A 16,324-nucleotide genomic window follows, 5' to 3' on the forward strand; every position below is an offset into this window, starting at 1 on the left:
TTCTTGAGCAGTTGTTTATGGTCGATCATTCATATGAAATGTAAAGTCTATGATATTTATCCTCATGATATATATGGCTTTTTAGCATGGGTGTGGCTGATTTGAGAAGAACTTAATAAAGTAATGAAACGTTTGTTTGGACAATATATGATGCATTAACTAATAAAAATGATAGGGAGATGGCAGGATGTTTTTCTCAGGTAAATTGCATGTAAAGATTGAAAGCTTACAAGGCGAAATCGATAAGCTAAGAGCGGAAAACAGGCAACTGATAGAAGAAAATCAGGTGCTAACTAAACGCTGTTACGAGCAGGAAAATATCCAACCAGATCCTAACACCCACCAAAATGAAATTAGTGAAGCCTGGGTGAAGGGGAGTCGATTATCAGCACAGGTCAAAGATGTTCTTTCTGATACAACGTCCTCACTAAGCGCTGACCAACAGCATATTGAAGAGAAAATTTCTGTTTTTGATGAGACGCGCCGTTCGGTAGAAGAGATTCTGGAACGCGTACAAGTGATTCAACAGCGTGCGCAAGATGGTAATCAACAGGTTAAAGATCTACTTACGGTGTCGGATCAAATCGAAAAGTTTGTAGGTGTTATCCGTGATATCTCTGATCAGACTAACCTATTGGCATTAAATGCCGCAATTGAGGCTGCACGAGCGGGTGAATCTGGTCGTGGTTTTGCTGTGGTAGCTGATGAAGTACGTAACCTTGCTCGTAAGGCGAGCGAAGCCAGTAATGAGATTGCCAATCTTGTGGGTCAAATCAGTACTCAAACGGGGACTGCATCGGAAGATATTGCTCAGGTTGATCTGCTCAGTACAAAGGTGGTTTCTTCTGCTTCACAAATTACCTCAGGTGTTCGCGATGCGGTATCGATGTCTGAAATGATGCATTCAACTATTAAGAATACCGTGGCCGATACTCTGATTGAAAAGCTGAAGATGGAGCAAATTAGTTGGAAAAATTCTCTCTATGAAAGAATTGTATCCGGCAACGTTCACGATCTATCAACTATTGAAGATCATACTGGCAGTGGGTTTGGCCAGTGGTATTACATGGGCAATGGACGTGAGCAATACAGTCATCTTTCAAGCTTTGCGGCTTTAGAAGCACCGCACACTAAGCTTCACAAATCCGGTGTAGAGGCTGCTGCTGCAGTGAGGCGTGGTGCAGTAAGAGAAGCGGCGAACCATCTTACAACGATGGAGCAGGCAAGCCTTGAAGTAGCAAATCTGCTTGATCGTTTGAATGCAGAATCCAAAGGCCAATAAAGCTACCTGATTGCCCGTTTCTTTATACTTGGTTGTTTATGTTCTTTTTAGCCATTTTACAAAGTGATTAAATTGCGTAAGCTAAACTTATTGTTTAAGTGAAATGGCTTTCGATCTTCTTAGGAGATCGAAGTGTTGAGGAAAATGAAATGGGCATAAATCGTCGATCAATAGTCAAAGTGCTTTCACTAGGCGGTGCGATGATAGGGGCTGGTGTTTTGATGCCACGTGTCGCATTAGCTACATGGAAAGCGGCAGCGTTTGAGGCGCAAGACCAAGATACAGCTATACAAGAGCTATTAGGTGACGTACCTAAAGAAAGTGCTGATGTGATCCTGAAAGCGCCTGATACGGCAGAAAACGGAGCGATTGTTCCGGTAACTGTACGTTCCAGTATCGCCAATGTTGAATCGATCAGCATTTATGTCAAAGATAATCCATCTCCTCTAGCGGTTGAGTTTAAAATCCCAGAAGGCACTGACGCGGATGTGTCCACTCGGGTTCGAATGGCTCAAAGCTCACGAATCACTGCCGTAGTTAAAGCTGAAGGTAAACTTTATAGCGCTGCGAAAGATGTCACCGTCACAGTTGGTGGTTGCGGTTAAGTTTATCTGAGGAATCGTTAGGAGAGTTATTATGGCAACAGGTATTATTCGAGTTAAAACTAAGGTTTCTTCCGGTAAAACCAAAGTTAAAATGATGGCGAAACATGCCATGGAAAGTGGTTTTCGAAAAGACAGCAAAACCGGTGAGTTTTTTCCTGCTCTGTACCTTCAAGAGCTTCAGGTCGTTCATGCCAGCAAAGAGGTGTTTGCCGTAAACCTAGGCCCGACGGTTTCTAGAAACCCATATTTTGTGTTCACGTTTGCAGGTGGAGCAAAAGGAGAAGAGCTTTCCTTTACTTGGGTAGAAAGCAGCGGTAAAACAGCCACAGAAATTGTAAAAATCAAATAGTCACGTAGATCTTTTTACTGAATAATCATTTGTTAAATAGCCTTAATGATCCTTAGCATTTAACAAGCTTCCAACTCCAGAGTAATGGGGTAAAATAGCGTCTTTCGATCGGCAGTTTAGGAGAGACGCTGTGTCATTTTCAAAAGCTTTTATTGTTGCTTCGGTATTAGTACTGACAGCTTGTAATTCTGCTGGCGTTAAATCTCAGTCAGGACAAGCCGAGGAATCGAATGCTGGGCAGCCGAGCATTTCAGATTCTCCTCAGCAAGCCCAAGCAAAACCATCCAATGATTCTTCGCAGGAACAGCCTTCCAATCAATTGGATATTATCGCGAATCGAATGACCGCGGTGCAGGATCATCTTCTGCAAATTAAGTCCCAGTCGAGCCAGTTACAGCAGCAGAATCAGGAGCTAGCACTGCAATTACAAGGGCTGGCAAATGAAGTACAAGCACTGGCCGTGCAGCCACAAACGCCCACTCCGCGTGACCCCGTCTCTCCGGATGCCTTTAATGGTGTACTTGACCAAATTACGATGATGGCGAATGAGCTAGGTAGTCAGGTTCAGGATGGTGCTTTTCGAATGGTTACAGCTTATACATCGAAAGGGCAGTGGGTGCTAATTCGCTTCCATCGTTATACGGGCGAGTCTTGGTTAGCGGATAAAGGGCAATGGAACCTACTTGAAGAGAGTAGCCGCACAGGTACTGCCGAATATGAAGTTGTATTGCGTCGAGCAGATAAAGATGTAAAAGGTTACGTTGCTGCACGTATTAATCGCATCAGTGGTGAAACATGGTGGTTAAAACAAAATACCTGGCAGCCCTATATAAGTAATTAAAAGGTAAGCAGTGAAAGAACCGAATGTCGATGAGCTGATTCAGTTATTTAATCAGCTTTTTAAGGAATCCCTAAATACAATATTGGTTAAAGGGGATGATGAACCTATTTATCTACCCGCAGATCAAGATAATCCCCATCATAGGGTCATTTTTGCACATGGGTTTTATGCGAGTGCGCTTCATGAAATCGCCCATTGGTGTGTCGCAGGCCCAGAACGCCGAAAGTTAGAAGACTTTGGTTACTGGTATAAACCAGACGGTAGAACCGCAGATGAACAAACTGAATTCGAAAAAGTAGAAGTACGCCCTCAAGCATTTGAATGGTTAATGTCAAAAGCGGCAGGGCACAAGTTTAACTTTAGTGCCGATAATCTATCTTCTGACATTGGCGCGAGTGATAGTTTTAAAGCCAATGTCCTCGAAACCGTACACGGCTTGTTGGACACTGGGTTGCCTGAGCGGGTAGGTATTTTGGTTGACGCGCTACTTAAGCAAAGCGGCAGAGAGAAGCTATGTCGGAGTGAATTTTCTCTATAAATATCTATAGGTTATATCGTTTTAAGTAGTTCGAAATTGACTCTGCTTTTGAACAGAATTAAGATAGGAAACCTTCGATTGGGGCCTTAGCTCAGCTGGGAGAGCGGTTCGCTGGCAGCGAACAGGTCAGCGGTTCGATCCCGCTAGGCTCCACCATCACGCCGACAGGTCAGTGGTTCGATCCCGCTAGGCCCATATATATTCTATTTACCTACTGCGTTCGTTCATCACTGTATATAACCATCCTATTTCTGCCGCTATTCTTAGCCGCATATAAAGCTATATCTGCTTTGTTGAGGATATCTTCAAAGCTCATTTCTAAGCCAGGTTTGTTCTCTGCTACACCTAAACTGATGGTGTAATTTATTTGCGTGCCATCGCACTTTGGTAAGTTATTTTGTATCTCATCATTTAAACGCTCAACTATGGGGCCTACTTGGTCCTGTTGAGTGTTACTTAGATAAATACAAAACTCTTCACCACCTAGTCGACCTGCTATATCACAATCCCTTGTTACTTTTTTTAGTATGGCTCCGAAAGATTTGAGTACAGTATCACCGGCTGCGTGGCCATATTTATCATTAATCTTTTTGAAAAAATCCAGATCGATGATGACTACGCAGTACTCTTCTTTTGTTCGCATTGCCAGGCGATGAAGTAAACCGCAGGATTTAAACAATGAACGGCGATTGTATAGGCCGGTTAGGTCATCGTAGGTGGCTAGTTTATTCATCTCTTCTTCAAGTTTATCCAAATCTAGAAGAAGCCCGAGAAGATACCAAGAGACAGCAGGGGCGATAACCAACGGAATGAGGGCTGCCCTTAACATGCTCTGTTCAATAGGGGTTTCATAATTAAAAATGAAAGAGATCAGTAAATTCAAAGTGACAGCCATCACTACAGAAACAGCAGTGATAATTAGCATGAGTTTGACACGGCCTAAGCGTCGGACCACTAATCGCATTTATCTTCCTTAAAAGAGACCAAGCTTGTTTATCGTAGTAACTGAATACTACAGGGTATATACGTAAATCTACGCAGGACATGGGGTCTTTTAGGATAAGCTTTATTGAGCGGACTCAATGAAAGTTATGAAACAGGTATTAATTCTGATGGAGAGAGCATACCTGCTTGAATCGCAGTATGGATCAACTCAATATCGGTTTTGACCTCGAGCTTGCTTTTGATGATGTAGTAACTGTTGGCGACAGTTTTAGCGCTTATGCAAAGCGTCTCAGCTACTTCATCTTTTGTTTTTCCAGCAATCATCATTCGAAGAATTTCAAACTCTCGAGTGGACAACTTACTAAGGATGGCAGCTTCGCCTTGAAGGCTTTCTAAGGCCAATGCACGTGATACATCATCGCTGATAGCTAACTGACCATGTGTAATATCTTTGATCGCCTGTATTAGCAATTCGGGTGCGCTACTCTTAGTGATGTAACCACGCGCACCAGCATCCACTGCTTTTTTTGCCATCGCGGGGTTCTGATGCATGCTAAAGATCAGAACTTGGGCTTTAGGGTCATATTGACGGATTTGTAAAAGGGTCGCTAAACCACCTTTCCCCGGCAAAGAAAGATCTAAAAGAACGAGGTCAGGCGAATGTTGTTGGTAGAGGGAGTAGGCCTCTTCACCAGATCCCGCTTCAGCGATAATGTGAAAATTGGGTTCGCGGTTTAGAAGTGCTCTATAGCCTTCGCGGACAATTGCGTGGTCATCTACTAGAAGAATATTAACTGTGCTCATTGGATCCCTTAATTTCGCAGACAGGAATACTCGCTGCTATTTTGAGTCCACCTAATGGTGATTTGCTCAGCTCTAATTCGCCATTAAGCGCATTAATCCGCTCTTTGATACCTAATAAACCATTCCCCGGTTTAATTAGGGGCTCAGGCTGAGTCATATTGCCATTATCTTGGATCGTTAACGTTAGATATTTATGATCTGTTGGGTAGTAAGTTAGATGTACTTCTGCAGCACTGGCAGAGGCGTGTTTAACAATATTGGTTAAACACTCTTGAATAGTCCTTAGGATATTTACGGCTATCGCTGCTGGAATACTGTTGATTTCACCCTCTAAAGTGATCGAGCAGTTTTTATCGAAGTGCTTTGTATTCCAGTCTTGGATCATCGATTTTAGGTTTTCAGAGATCCCTAGCTCATCTAAGTCAGCAGGTCGTAACCGGAATAGTAAGTCTTTCACCAGCTCCATCATCTCTTCAGAGATCGTATTTACCTGCTTAACTTTGGGCGAAAGCTCCGGGCATTGGCTATCGACTTCCAGTTGTAGGAAATGAGAGATTGCTCTGAGTCCTGTTAGGTATTGCCCCATATCGTCATGCAGCTCTCGACAGAGATAGCGCCGTTCATTCTCTTGGATGTTGAGGAGCTTGTATGAGAGTTCTTTTCGGTCATCTAAGGTTTCTTTAAGGCTGGCAGCTAAGTTATTTATCGCGGTCGCGGTTTCTTGCCATTCTTTGATATGAGAGGGGGGGACTTGAGCGTTTAAGTTACCTTTCTGCATCTCATTTAAAACCCGCTGGGTTTTTTTAACCGGCTTTAAAATACAGTGAAGGCATAGATAGAGCAGCAAGCTAAGGATTACGACAACGATGATAGAAAATTCCATCAACGTCATGATGTTATTCCAGGCATTGTGCAACAAAATTGGTTTGCTAGGAGAAACGACAATGTCACCTTCAATACCAATTTTTGAGGTGATTCTGGAACGTGTTTCCTCTGCTGAAGTGAACAGTGCTAGGTAGAAGCTTTCAAACCATAAAGGCCATTCATCCTCAGTGTAATCACCTGTACAGAGACTACGTGCTACCTCGCCGGTATTAGTTTCAAAGGAAACGCAGAACCCAGTGAAGCCCGCAGAGTGCTTCCATAGGAAAAAGTCTGGGAAGTGCTCTGGTGCCAATACATCGTTTTGAACTTTTAAAACCTGAAACTCGAGTTGTTGCTTTACGATGGCAGATATCTCTTGAGCATGTTTCCGTGAGTCTGCATCTGTCTTATATAAAGCTATAAATGCAGAGATAAGTAGCGCAGCCATTCCCGAAATAGCAACAAGAGAAATTAGCAGAAAGTTAAGTTTTATCGACTTCATCAGTAAACAGAATCTTTGTCTTGGTATCTATGCCTTAAAAGAATGTGTCATATTGTAGGTAGATAAAGTGTTTGTGTATCGGGCAATAAACCCGCCTTTTGTGGTCAAGTTCACGCTGTTGATTTTTAAAAGGAAAAGTTAGTTTAGTTCTATGCTTAAGTAATCAAAGTCGATCCTGTTTTGATCGATTTATACAATATCATGCGTATTAAGGAATCACTTATGCGAGTGCCAAACCAGCTTTTAGGATTAATGCTTGGGAGTGTTTTATCCCAGATCGTATTTGCCGATGATTGGGCAACCTATGGCAATGGTTTGGACAATCAGCGCTTTAGTTCTCTTACAGAAGTTAACCGAGCCAATGTAGCCAAACTTCAGTTGGCTTGGAAGTTTGATAGCGGTATTAAAGCGAGCTTTCAGGCGAGCCCTATAAAAGTTGGTGATCATTTATATATATCGACTCCTTTCAATCATGTCGTCGCGCTGGATGCAGGAACTGGCGAACAAGTGTGGCGTTATGAACATCCAAAACCGAAAAAGAAAAGTTGCTGTGGGCCAGCAAATAGAGGTGTGGCTGTAGCTAAAGGTAAAGTTTTTCAGGCAACTATAGATGGACAGCTTATCGCATTAGATCAAACCACGGGCGAACTGGTTTGGCAGAACAAAGTCGAAGATTTAGAGCTTTCAGTTCAGGAAAGCATCGATGGATTGTTACAGGGGATAGATCTTGGCGGAGAGGCAAAGATTACCGGTGGCACAAGCCATAGTTTCAATATGGCCCCTCAGGTTTATAAGAATATGGTAATCGTCGGTAGTACTGGGGCTGGGTATGGTTTACATCTCGATACTGAAAAAGGGCTTAGGGTTATTGGTATTGGCGATGGTCGGACGGGATTACGTGGTTTTCTATCTGCGTTTGATATGGAAACCGGTAAAGAGTTGTGGCGTTGGTATAGTGTAAATGGTGAGCACTGGGTGGGTGATTGGCAAGAAACCACGATAAGTGGCTTAACGCTTAACCGTGATATTCCGGCGGAAAAAGCGGCTGCTCAACGGTTTCAACATAGTTGGAAGCTCGGTGGTGGGTCTATATGGACCACGCCCGCCATTGATGAAGAAACTGGTTGGTTGTTTGCCGGAACAGGTAACCCTGCGCCTAATATGGATAGTTCCACTCGACCGGGTGACAACCTGCATACCTCGAGTATTGTGGCGATTGATAGCAAAAATGGAGAACTTAAATGGGCCTTCCAGCAAGTGCCACATGACCGTTGGGGATACGATGTTTCAAGTCCTCCGGTGTTATTTGATACCGTTGTGGCTGGCAAAACTGTAAAAGCAGTAGGACAAGCGGGAAAAACCGGGTGGTTCTATGTTCTTAATAGAGAAACCGGAGAGTTGCTGTTTAAATCCGATCCTTTTGTGCCTCAAGTTAACTTATTTGCTGATCCAACTGAGGAGGGGGTAACTATTGCTCCTGGAATCGCTGGTGGTAGCAATTGGTCTCCAGTATCACTCAATCCAGATAAGCAGCAAGTCTATATTGCAGGTATTCACATGCCAGCAACTTATTACCGCAAACCTTTAAAACTGAATTCAGAGCTACCTTGGCAAACCTATAGCTATTTTGAGTTTGATGAGAAACAACGTTATGGAACTTTAACGGCGGTCGACTTAAAAAGCGGTAAGTTGAGCTGGCAGAAGAAAACGCGTTTGCCCATGCTCGGTGGAACTTTGGCAACAGCCGGTGATTTAGTTTTCAGTGGTGAGGGTGATGGTGAGTTTTTTGCGGTAGATGCTACGACAGGCGAAAAGCTTTGGAGCTATAAACAGTCCTATGGTGTTAATGCGCCGCCGGTCAGTTATAGCCACAATGGTCGTCAGTACATTGCTGTTGCCGCAGGCGGAAATAAAATCGCAGGCTACCCCACAGGGGATAGTTTGTTGGTATTTAGTTTGCCTCGAGCAGCTAAATAAATTAGTAGTATTAGAGATCGCTCATAATTGAATGTGTAAGGATGCTTAGTATGTACAATCCTGTGCAATATAAAGTTCTGCTCTACTGGGCTTTATTATTTGGCGTGATTCTGTTTGGCTTCTATGTCGGTTGGGATCAAGGAGTGCTGTTGGAGATCATTCAGCAAGATCAAACCCGCGTTTGCATATTCATCTTAGTGTTATTAGTAGGCATGAGCTGCCATTGTGCTTATCGCAGCTTTTATCTTTCCCAACAGTTCTCGATGTTGGATCATTACTATATCCGCCGCCAAGAGACGGGCTTAACCCCCGAGGAAAAAGCCTTTCCAGACGGTCTCTCTCTTTCACAGGATTACCTGTTCAATGTGTCTGATGAAGAGTTACATGATCAAAATGCTGATAAAGGACTTTTAGCAGAGCTGCTTGTTGAAGGGGCTCGTGGTTCTCATCAGGTTGGCTGGTTTGTTGTGGGTGTAATGGTCAAGTTGGGGCTCTTAGGTACGGTGATTGGCTTTATCATCATGCTGAGCTCTGTTTCTGGGTTGGAAAATCTGACGATTGATGATGTTAAAACCTTAATGCAGCAGATGACTCATGGTATGGGTATCGCCATGAGTACCACCTTGATTGGTTTAACCTGCAGCATGCTATTAAGTGTTCAATACCTTTTGCTTGATCGTATGGCTGATCGTTTTGTTGCTTTAAGCATCACCTTAGGTCAGCAGAAAAATAGTGCTGCTGAAAGCGAGCCTGCGTCATGAAACTCTTTGGGCAGCGATCAAACTTTGAAATCGATCCATTTACCGATCTACTTTTCAACGCATTGCTGACATTTACCTTCTTGTTTCTGGTTGCACTGTTATTGCTAAATCCACCGGCAAAATCTGGAATTATTGACCCTAAGGCGGAATTTCTAATTACGGTGAGTTGGCCGGATGGTAGCCCCAATGATATTGACGTTTGGGCCTTAGGCCCGAAAGGTGAAAAGGTTTACTACAAGCGGACGCAACAAGGTCTGATGCACTTGGATCGAGATGATCGCGGCAACGCCAATGATACTCAGGTAATTGATGGAAAAACGATCACAAATCCAATCAATCAAGAGGTACTGACGATTCGAGGTCGGCCTCCCGGTGAGTATGTGATCAATCTTCATTACTTTAAAAGTGAGAATAATGAGCCTGTGCCGGTCACTGTCTATCTGGCTGAGGTGAATCCTGTCTTGAAGGTTATTAGTTACACCACCGAAACTTTGGCAGCAGAAAGCGATGAGCTGACAGCCTTGCGCTTTACCCTGAATACGCAAGGCCAAGTAACCAATATTAACAAACTGCAGAAAAGCATTATTAAGGCGAATCAGAAATGAATGAAGAACTCCTAGTGCTGACATTGGCTTATGTGTTTTTAACAGCACTGTTATTGTTGGCGGTGATCAGTGGGCGATTGAAGTGGCCAGTTAAAGCGGGCCTAGTTGTCATTGCATTGTTTTTCTATGGTTGTAGCTACGTGGGGTGGAAGCAAAGTCAGGGCTGGCCGAGCCCAACAGATTTACCTGATAAGTTCCTGTTTCACTATGCGGTGATTGAAGAGCCAGATAAGCAAGCTAATAGAGACGGCGATATCTATATTTGGCTTACCGATCTGAAAAATGATGAGTTGGACGAAAAGCCCAGAGCATTCAGGATCGATTATGACCAAGCGACCCATGGTGCAGTTGAAGAAGCATTAAAGAAAACTAAAAGTGGACAGCCTCAGTTAGGGCAGCCTTCAAAGCGCTTTACTAAACCTTCAGATGCAAAACGTAAGGATGCTTTGGGGCAAAAATCTCCGCTGATCAATTTTACTCAAGTCCCTGATCCCGCTCTACCGGAGAAATAAACTGTGATTATGCGAATTACTTTTTTTCTGGCGAGCTTGATATTAGCGGGTTGTAGCGCTGATATACCTGACACAGATTATTTTCCTTTGCAGAAAGGCGTTGTTTGGGAATATCAGGTTAATGAGCTATTTGGTGATCGAGAGAGCCAACGTGAGTTTTCAATCGAGAATCTCGGAGAAACCCAATTTAAAGATGGAGAGGTTTTTGCTGAAGATACAATCAGTGTGCGTCATACCAGTGATGGCACCGATTACTATATTCTCCAAGATGATACAGGTGTTTATCGAGCTGCACGTCGTACATTGATTGAATATCAGCCAAGGTTTGAAAAGTCGCTCGTTAGGATCTTACCCAATAATAAAGATCTTGAAGTAGGTCGTAGTTGGACTGTACCTACCAAGCCTTATGCCTTGCATGCGACAGCTTCTTTCGCAGTACCCGATCCGCGTAAACGGGATATTAATTTACAGTTTGAGATTAAGTCGGTTACAGATACCGTTGAAGTTCCAGCAGGAACCTTTGAGCGTTGTATTAGGGTTGAAGGGACTACAGTGTTAACCCTCTATGTTGATCCTAAACTTGGGTATCAAGATATCCCTATTACTCAGACTGAATGGTATGCCCCGGGCGTTGGTTTAGTGAAGCTTGTACGAGAAGAACCATTAACCATGGAGCTATTTAAGGGTGGAGTGATCAGTTACGAATTATCTCGTTTTGATCCGTAAAACAGTTTTCTTCCGAAACATGACTAATATGTTATGGTGGATAACATATTGAAACAGAAGGAAGTAAACCGTGGATATGGATCTAACTTCACTACAGACTCGTGTTATTGGTTGTTTGTTGGAAAAAGAGATAACGACACCCGATCAATATCCTCTGTCACTTAATGGCCTAACAACCGCTTGTAATCAGAAAAGCAATCGAGAACCTGTCCTGTCACTTGATGAGAGCGAAGTTCAAAACGTACTGGATGAGCTCAAAGAGAAACGCTTAGTGCGCGATGAGAGCGGTTTTGGTAGCCGCGTATCTAAGTTTAAGCATCGTTTCTGCAACACTGAGTTCAGCGACCTTCAATTTACTGCACAACAACTTGCTGTTATTTGTGTGCTATTCCTTCGTGGCCCGCAAACACCAGGTGAATTAAGAACTAGAACAAATCGCCTATGCGAATTTAAGGACGTATCTGAAGTAGAAGCTACGTTGACTAGTTTAGCGGATCACCCGATGGGTTCTTTGGTTCAACGCTTAGCACGTGAACCGGGTAAGCGGGAATCACGTTTCGTCCATCTTTTCAGCGGTGCGGTTGAAGATGCTGATGTTGAAATGGCCGGAACGGATACTGACGATCACAATCTTACTTTGCAGCAAAGAATTGCAAGGCTAGAGCAAGAGGTCGCCGATCTCAAACAAGAGATTATGACGTTAAAAAATTCATCAGATATTGATTAAGTCTAAGCGACCACCGCTAATTCCCTTCAGGCTACCTTTATGATTTTAGGTATGTTCATTTTGTTTGCTTTCCTCATCTTGGGGGAAGCAATCAGCTATCTGCTGCAGTTACCTGTTCATGGCGCTGCAATCGGTATGTTACTCATCACCCTATGGTTGATGATTAGAGGCTCCGTAAGTGGCGAACTTGCAACAGCGAGTCATCAACTTATTTCATCTTTAGTTCTCTTTGTTATTCCGGGTGTTGTTGGCGTATTCTTTTTGGGCGAGCAGTTTAAAGGCGAATGGTTGAATCTTGGTTTGGCGTTAGGTGTGGGGACCTTACTGAGTGTTTTGACATCCTTACTGTTAGTGAAATTTGGTCGATTGGAGCAAAGCCAAGATGACTGAATATTCACTATCAAGCTTGATTCCGCACTTCCTTGAAACGCCTTTATTTGCAATCGGACTTACGTTGTTTTCCTTTGTCTTAGGCGGATATCTCTTCAAGAAAATGGGAAAGCCCGTTTGGTGTCCAGCAATGTTATTAGCGGCTTCATTCTTGGCGCTGTTTCTATTTGGGTTATCGATTAGTTACGAAGAATACTACTCAGGGGCAAAATGGTTATCTGTACTTATTGCACCAACTACGGTCGCTTTAGGTGTGCCCCTGTATCAACAGAGCCATCATATCCGAGCTGCATGGCGACAAATTTTGTTAACGGTACCTATATCCGCAAGCTTAGCTGTGGTTTATGCCGTCTTGATCGCTTTCAGCTTAGGTTCCAGTGAACAGGTGCTGGCTTCAATTGCACCAAAATCAGTTACGGCGCCAATAGCTATAGGTTTAACGGAACAGCTGGGTGGTTCTGTATCATTAATGATGGGGGGGTTATTAGCGACAGGTGTGTTTTCTGTGTTTTTCGTTGATCTATTAGCTTCAAGATTAAACGTCACTGATGAGCGTTTAGTTGGCTTAGTGTTAGGAATAAATGGTCATGCTATCGGAACTATTAGGGCTTTCGAGATAAGCCCAGTTGCGGGTGCATTCTCATCATTAGGTATGGGTTTAACTGGTATTTTTACCGCAATATTCTTACCTTTTGTCTGGCCCTACTAATTTTAAGATAACGAACCTTTCTTAAACCGGCACTTGCCGGTTTTTTTATGTTTTAGGTAGTTGTAGACGATTTTATAAAGATTTTTAAAGGTATAACTTTATGATTTTATTGTGAAAATTCTGACTATAATCAAAAGATTATATTTCCTTAACAAATCTACCAGTTTTTTAAGTTTGATTTAAGAAAGCTTGTTTATACTGCCAATAAAACTAGCGTAGATTTTGATCGGACCGACTCAATGTTGATACGAATTTTTTTATTACTGTCTGTACTTTTAGCACCTTCAGTTCAAGCTCAAGAGCTAAGTGCGGAAGAAGTATTAAAGCTAGTGAAAGATGGCAAAGTAATGCCCCTTGAAGAGATCTTATCACTCCATCCAGAGATTAGTGGCGCAAGGTTATTAGATTTATCCCTCAGCAGCGAAGGTGAGGAGGGTTATGTGTATTCGGTAGAGGTTATCAATAAAAGTAACTCTGTAGTGGAGTTCGAGATTGATGCAGTAACCGGTTTGTTCCTCCAAGAGCAGTTTGAAGAGTAGGGGCAATGAAGATTTTATTAGTTGAAGATGAAATCGCACAAGTTGAAGCCTTAAAGCCGGTTTTAAAGCGAAGCGGTTATGCGGTTGAAAAATCCTATGACGGTGAAGATGCGTTGTTTCGAATTAAAGAGGAATCATTCGATGCGATTGTTTTGGATCTTGGTTTGCCCAAGTGTTCGGGCTTAGAGGTACTTCAACAGATGCGAGCTATGGGTGATATGACACCGGTTTTAGTGTTAACCGCTCGAGATAGCTGGCAGGAGCGCGTTGATGGTCTTAAAGCAGGTGCGGATGACTATTTAGGTAAACCGTATCACGCTGAAGAATTGTTAGCGCGTTTAGAGGCGTTGATTAGACGCTATTTCGGCAGAGCATCTCAGGTTATTTCGGTGTGTGGTTTGTCGTTGGATCCAGATACGCAGAAAGTTCAGGATAAAGATGGAAATTCTGTTCAGCTTACCGGGATAGAGTTTCGGTTACTTAGATATCTCATGTTGAATCCTGGAAAGGTATTTTCAAAAGCTCACCTTAGCGAGCATGTCTACGAAGAAGAGCAGATGCGAGACAGTAACGTTATCGAGGTTTATGTAAATAGACTCAGACAGCGTTTTGGCAAAGGGATTATCGAGACCCTTCGTGGTCAAGGTTACAGGTTAAAGGGCTAAGCCATGACTCGAGTGATCTCATTAGAGCAGCGTATCAGAAACCGATTATTACTGGTGGTCTTGCCGCTATTAATGGTCTTGGTTTTTATCATCGATCGCAGTGTTCACATTCTTGTAGATGATTTGGTGGTCAGTCGTCTTAAGCAGGATGCGGAAAGCTTAATTACATCTATTGATAAAAAAGACTCTGCTTGGCAGGTCGATGAGAAATATTTACCGACGGTTTATCAGCGTGTCCGTTCAGGCCATTACTTCATTTTAAGCTGGAACAAAGAGCAAATCCGTTCTCGATCTTTGTGGGATACCGTAATTGATGTTTCGGGTTTTTCTTCCGGTGATACAGAAGAATATCAATATTTCGAGAATGCGGGTGAAAGGTGGTTGGTCTATCAAGAAGCGTTCACCAAAAAAGGCCAAACCTTCAGTTTATGGGTGGCTGAAGATATCACCTCGATTGAACAGAAACAGCGGTTCTATGAGTGGATCTTGGTAGCTGTCGCCGGTTTATCTATTTTTGGCTTTGTTCTATGGCAGCGCTATGTCATTCGAACGGGTTTTAATCGCCTAGCTCCCGTTCAGGAGGCGATTGAAAACAATAAAAATACCGGTGAATTGAACTTCCCTGAAGATGTTCCGCAAGAGATATCAGGACTGGTTGAGTCTATTCGAAAATTGGTGTCAGGCTCAGAGGAGCAGTTGTCTCGTTCACGTATGGCGTTGGGTAACTTAGCGCACGAACTTAAGAAGCCTCTACAAGAATTAAAGATACATGCGTCAATGCTGACGGATACAGCGCAACGAAAAGCCATAGATAAGAGCATTGAACAATTACATCGCCGAATTGATTCTGAATTGAGACGTGCACGGATCTCTGGCGCACCGATGCCAGGCTATCTGTTTTCGTTTTCTGAAGAGTTACCTCACTTAGAAGTCCTGCTGAACCAGATTCATGATAGAGCTCTATCCGTAGTGGTGAACAGTGAACATGAAAAGTTGCCTTTTGACAGGGATGACATGTTGGAACTGTTAGGGAATCTACTGGATAACGCATGGAAGTATGCGCAGTCGGAAGTACGAATTATTGTAGAAGTGGATGGCAACCATTGGTTCTTTTATATAGAAGATGATGGTGTAGGAATCAGCGAAAGTAAGATTGAACAGGCTAACAAACGAGGTGTCAGGGTTGACGAAAATGAACATTTGTCTGGTCATGGCCTAGGGTTGTCGGTCTGCCAGTCGATTGCACGAGTTTATGATGGAAGTTTAACTCTATCATCCAGTGACTTAGGCGGTTTACGAGTAAAAGTTGAGTTAGTTAGAAAGCTTTGATTAGGGGTTAAAGGTGATGAAACGAGCATTGATAGCCATGTTTTTTGTAGGGTACGCCGGCACCATCGCTGCCAGTAATGATATTGGTACTGTGGCTGTATACAGTGATGGAAAAGTAGAGAAACTGGTTCAGAAAGGCACAGGTTGGGAAGTCTGGGAGGATCAGCGTAAGCGTTTATATAAACGTTCGATCCATCCGGTTGTTCCTGTTCTTAGTTATCAAAAGTACCCGGATCGTACGGAAGGTTATACCCAGACATTGAAGTTCGGATCGCCCGAAACTTTGATCCCGTTTGGAAAAGGCGACGCAGCTCAGTTTGAAATGAATCGTCAAAGCTCTAAATCAGGCAACTCCATTCGTCATTGGCGTTGTACTTATCGAGGTGAAGGTCACTTTAAGCTGAAAAAGAAAAAGTACAAAACCAACAAATATAACTGTGCACGCTCGGTATTTTGGAAAGAGGTTATCGCCAAGGTCAGGGAAACTCATGATATTGAATATGCCCCTGAATTAGGTCTTGTTGTAGAACGAAAAGCGACTGACCGTTTCGGAAAAACGAAGCGCGTTGAATTGGAAGCCCTGTTAACACCAGAAAAAGCTACAGCAAAGAGAATATCCCGAATTGTTTACAAACAACGTAAACAAAAGTGAGG

At 43.1% G+C, this 16,324-nt stretch carries 20 protein-coding genes, 1 tRNA gene and 1 pseudogene; 19 read left to right on the top strand and 3 right to left on the bottom strand.

The window, feature by feature from the left end; translation table 11 throughout:
* Window positions 1–187: 187 nt before the first annotated feature.
* The 7 genes and pseudogenes from ACMXYN_RS06150 to ACMXYN_RS06180 form a co-directional block, all read left to right on the top strand.
* A pseudogene (locus ACMXYN_RS06150) lies at window positions 188–844 on the top strand (methyl-accepting chemotaxis protein); the annotation flags it as partial.
* 108 nt (window positions 845–952) lie between these two features.
* The gene (locus ACMXYN_RS06155) at window positions 953–1,282 is read left to right on the top strand and encodes a CZB domain-containing protein (protein ID WP_415894469.1); all 330 of its coding nucleotides are present in this window, start codon (window positions 953–955) and stop codon (window positions 1,280–1,282) included.
* Between the two features lie 149 nt (window positions 1,283–1,431).
* Window positions 1,432–1,887 (top strand): thiosulfate oxidation carrier protein SoxY, encoded by a 456-nt coding sequence (soxY, locus tag ACMXYN_RS06160; RefSeq protein ID WP_415893972.1) that lies wholly within the window; start codon window positions 1,432–1,434, stop codon window positions 1,885–1,887.
* 31 nt (window positions 1,888–1,918) lie between these two features.
* Window positions 1,919–2,236 (top strand): thiosulfate oxidation carrier complex protein SoxZ, encoded by a 318-nt coding sequence (soxZ, locus tag ACMXYN_RS06165; RefSeq protein ID WP_415893973.1) that lies wholly within the window; start codon window positions 1,919–1,921, stop codon window positions 2,234–2,236.
* Between the two features lie 130 nt (window positions 2,237–2,366).
* Window positions 2,367–3,077 carry a hypothetical protein gene (locus ACMXYN_RS06170; protein WP_415893974.1) on the top strand — a complete coding sequence of 237 codons (711 nt, stop codon included), beginning with the start codon at window positions 2,367–2,369 and terminating at the stop codon, window positions 3,075–3,077.
* A gap of 10 nt (window positions 3,078–3,087) precedes the next feature.
* The gene (locus ACMXYN_RS06175; RefSeq protein ID WP_415893975.1) at window positions 3,088–3,615 is read left to right on the top strand and encodes an elongation factor P hydroxylase; all 528 of its coding nucleotides are present in this window, start codon (window positions 3,088–3,090) and stop codon (window positions 3,613–3,615) included.
* Between the two features lie 80 nt (window positions 3,616–3,695).
* A tRNA-Ala gene (locus tag ACMXYN_RS06180) sits at window positions 3,696–3,771 on the top strand.
* 55 nt (window positions 3,772–3,826) lie between these two features.
* On the opposite strand, the gene ACMXYN_RS06185 is transcribed toward ACMXYN_RS06180, so the two are convergent.
* The 3 genes from ACMXYN_RS06185 to ACMXYN_RS06195 form a co-directional block, all read right to left on the bottom strand.
* Window positions 3,827–4,579 carry a GGDEF domain-containing protein gene (locus tag ACMXYN_RS06185; RefSeq protein WP_415893976.1) on the bottom strand — a complete coding sequence of 251 codons (753 nt, stop codon included), beginning with the start codon at window positions 4,577–4,579 and terminating at the stop codon, window positions 3,827–3,829.
* A 125-nt stretch (window positions 4,580–4,704) separates the two neighbouring features.
* The gene (locus tag ACMXYN_RS06190; protein WP_415893977.1) at window positions 4,705–5,364 is read right to left on the bottom strand and encodes a response regulator; all 660 of its coding nucleotides are present in this window, start codon (window positions 5,362–5,364) and stop codon (window positions 4,705–4,707) included.
* Window positions 5,351–6,730: a HAMP domain-containing sensor histidine kinase gene (locus tag ACMXYN_RS06195; protein ID WP_415893978.1), complete on the bottom strand. Its 1,380-nt coding sequence runs from the start codon at window positions 6,728–6,730 to the stop codon at window positions 5,351–5,353. The genes ACMXYN_RS06190 and ACMXYN_RS06195 overlap by 14 nt, the downstream gene beginning before the upstream one ends.
* A gap of 222 nt (window positions 6,731–6,952) precedes the next feature.
* Between ACMXYN_RS06195 and ACMXYN_RS06200 the strand changes: the two genes are divergently transcribed.
* From ACMXYN_RS06200 to ACMXYN_RS06255, 12 genes are all read left to right on the top strand, one after another.
* Entirely contained in the window at window positions 6,953–8,707 is a 1,755-nt protein-coding gene (locus ACMXYN_RS06200; RefSeq protein WP_415893979.1) for a pyrroloquinoline quinone-dependent dehydrogenase, read from the top strand.
* A 50-nt stretch (window positions 8,708–8,757) separates the two neighbouring features.
* Entirely contained in the window at window positions 8,758–9,468 is a 711-nt protein-coding gene (locus tag ACMXYN_RS06205; protein WP_415893980.1) for a MotA/TolQ/ExbB proton channel family protein, read from the top strand.
* Window positions 9,465–10,073 (top strand): hypothetical protein, encoded by a 609-nt coding sequence (locus tag ACMXYN_RS06210; protein WP_415893981.1) that lies wholly within the window; start codon window positions 9,465–9,467, stop codon window positions 10,071–10,073. Before ACMXYN_RS06205 ends, ACMXYN_RS06210 begins: the two co-directional genes overlap by 4 nt.
* Complete coding sequence (locus ACMXYN_RS06215; RefSeq protein WP_415893982.1) at window positions 10,070–10,585, top strand: hypothetical protein; 516 nt, start codon at window positions 10,070–10,072, stop codon at window positions 10,583–10,585. The genes ACMXYN_RS06210 and ACMXYN_RS06215 overlap by 4 nt, the downstream gene beginning before the upstream one ends.
* Before the next feature lie 9 nt (window positions 10,586–10,594).
* Window positions 10,595–11,311: a hypothetical protein gene (locus tag ACMXYN_RS06220; protein ID WP_415893983.1), complete on the top strand. Its 717-nt coding sequence runs from the start codon at window positions 10,595–10,597 to the stop codon at window positions 11,309–11,311.
* A 76-nt stretch (window positions 11,312–11,387) separates the two neighbouring features.
* Window positions 11,388–12,038, top strand: a complete 651-nt coding sequence (locus tag ACMXYN_RS06225; RefSeq protein WP_415894470.1) for a YceH family protein — start codon at window positions 11,388–11,390, stop codon at window positions 12,036–12,038.
* A gap of 39 nt (window positions 12,039–12,077) precedes the next feature.
* Window positions 12,078–12,428, top strand: coding sequence for a CidA/LrgA family protein (locus ACMXYN_RS06230; protein WP_415893984.1), 351 nt, complete (start codon window positions 12,078–12,080; stop codon window positions 12,426–12,428).
* Window positions 12,421–13,137 (top strand): LrgB family protein, encoded by a 717-nt coding sequence (locus tag ACMXYN_RS06235; RefSeq protein ID WP_415893985.1) that lies wholly within the window; start codon window positions 12,421–12,423, stop codon window positions 13,135–13,137. Before ACMXYN_RS06230 ends, ACMXYN_RS06235 begins: the two co-directional genes overlap by 8 nt.
* 239 nt (window positions 13,138–13,376) lie before the next feature.
* Window positions 13,377–13,676: a PepSY domain-containing protein gene (locus ACMXYN_RS06240; RefSeq protein ID WP_415893986.1), complete on the top strand. Its 300-nt coding sequence runs from the start codon at window positions 13,377–13,379 to the stop codon at window positions 13,674–13,676.
* Window positions 13,677–13,681: 5 nt separating this feature from the next.
* Window positions 13,682–14,341, top strand: a complete 660-nt coding sequence (locus tag ACMXYN_RS06245; protein ID WP_415893987.1) for a response regulator transcription factor — start codon at window positions 13,682–13,684, stop codon at window positions 14,339–14,341.
* 3 nt (window positions 14,342–14,344) lie between these two features.
* The gene (locus ACMXYN_RS06250) at window positions 14,345–15,670 is read left to right on the top strand and encodes a sensor histidine kinase (RefSeq protein ID WP_415893988.1); all 1,326 of its coding nucleotides are present in this window, start codon (window positions 14,345–14,347) and stop codon (window positions 15,668–15,670) included.
* Window positions 15,671–15,683: 13 nt separating this feature from the next.
* Window positions 15,684–16,322, top strand: a complete 639-nt coding sequence (locus tag ACMXYN_RS06255; RefSeq protein WP_415893989.1) for a hypothetical protein — start codon at window positions 15,684–15,686, stop codon at window positions 16,320–16,322.
* Window positions 16,323–16,324 lie beyond the last annotated feature (2 nt).

Source organism: Neptuniibacter sp. PT8_73, from assembly GCF_047778045.1.
GTDB lineage: Bacteria > Pseudomonadota > Gammaproteobacteria > Pseudomonadales > Balneatricaceae > Neptuniibacter.

Coding starts and splice junctions, on each gene's coding strand:
- ACMXYN_RS06215 (WP_415893982.1), top strand. CDS start 10,070: ATGAATGAAGAACTCCTAGTGCTGACATTGGCTTATGTGTTTTTAACA.
- ACMXYN_RS06200 (WP_415893979.1), top strand. CDS start 6,953: ATGCGAGTGCCAAACCAGCTTTTAGGATTAATGCTTGGGAGTGTTTTA.
- ACMXYN_RS06225 (WP_415894470.1), top strand. CDS start 11,388: ATGGATCTAACTTCACTACAGACTCGTGTTATTGGTTGTTTGTTGGAA.
- ACMXYN_RS06245 (WP_415893987.1), top strand. CDS start 13,682: ATGAAGATTTTATTAGTTGAAGATGAAATCGCACAAGTTGAAGCCTTA.
- soxY (WP_415893972.1), top strand. CDS start 1,432: ATGGGCATAAATCGTCGATCAATAGTCAAAGTGCTTTCACTAGGCGGT.
- ACMXYN_RS06155 (WP_415894469.1), top strand. CDS start 953: ATGGAGCAAATTAGTTGGAAAAATTCTCTCTATGAAAGAATTGTATCC.
- ACMXYN_RS06195 (WP_415893978.1), bottom strand. CDS start 6,730: ATGAAGTCGATAAAACTTAACTTTCTGCTAATTTCTCTTGTTGCTATT.
- ACMXYN_RS06185 (WP_415893976.1), bottom strand. CDS start 4,579: ATGCGATTAGTGGTCCGACGCTTAGGCCGTGTCAAACTCATGCTAATT.
- ACMXYN_RS06230 (WP_415893984.1), top strand. CDS start 12,078: ATGATTTTAGGTATGTTCATTTTGTTTGCTTTCCTCATCTTGGGGGAA.
- ACMXYN_RS06210 (WP_415893981.1), top strand. CDS start 9,465: ATGAAACTCTTTGGGCAGCGATCAAACTTTGAAATCGATCCATTTACC.
- ACMXYN_RS06250 (WP_415893988.1), top strand. CDS start 14,345: ATGACTCGAGTGATCTCATTAGAGCAGCGTATCAGAAACCGATTATTA.
- ACMXYN_RS06220 (WP_415893983.1), top strand. CDS start 10,595: ATGCGAATTACTTTTTTTCTGGCGAGCTTGATATTAGCGGGTTGTAGC.
- ACMXYN_RS06235 (WP_415893985.1), top strand. CDS start 12,421: ATGACTGAATATTCACTATCAAGCTTGATTCCGCACTTCCTTGAAACG.
- ACMXYN_RS06205 (WP_415893980.1), top strand. CDS start 8,758: ATGTACAATCCTGTGCAATATAAAGTTCTGCTCTACTGGGCTTTATTA.
- soxZ (WP_415893973.1), top strand. CDS start 1,919: ATGGCAACAGGTATTATTCGAGTTAAAACTAAGGTTTCTTCCGGTAAA.
- ACMXYN_RS06240 (WP_415893986.1), top strand. CDS start 13,377: ATGTTGATACGAATTTTTTTATTACTGTCTGTACTTTTAGCACCTTCA.
- ACMXYN_RS06190 (WP_415893977.1), bottom strand. CDS start 5,364: ATGAGCACAGTTAATATTCTTCTAGTAGATGACCACGCAATTGTCCGC.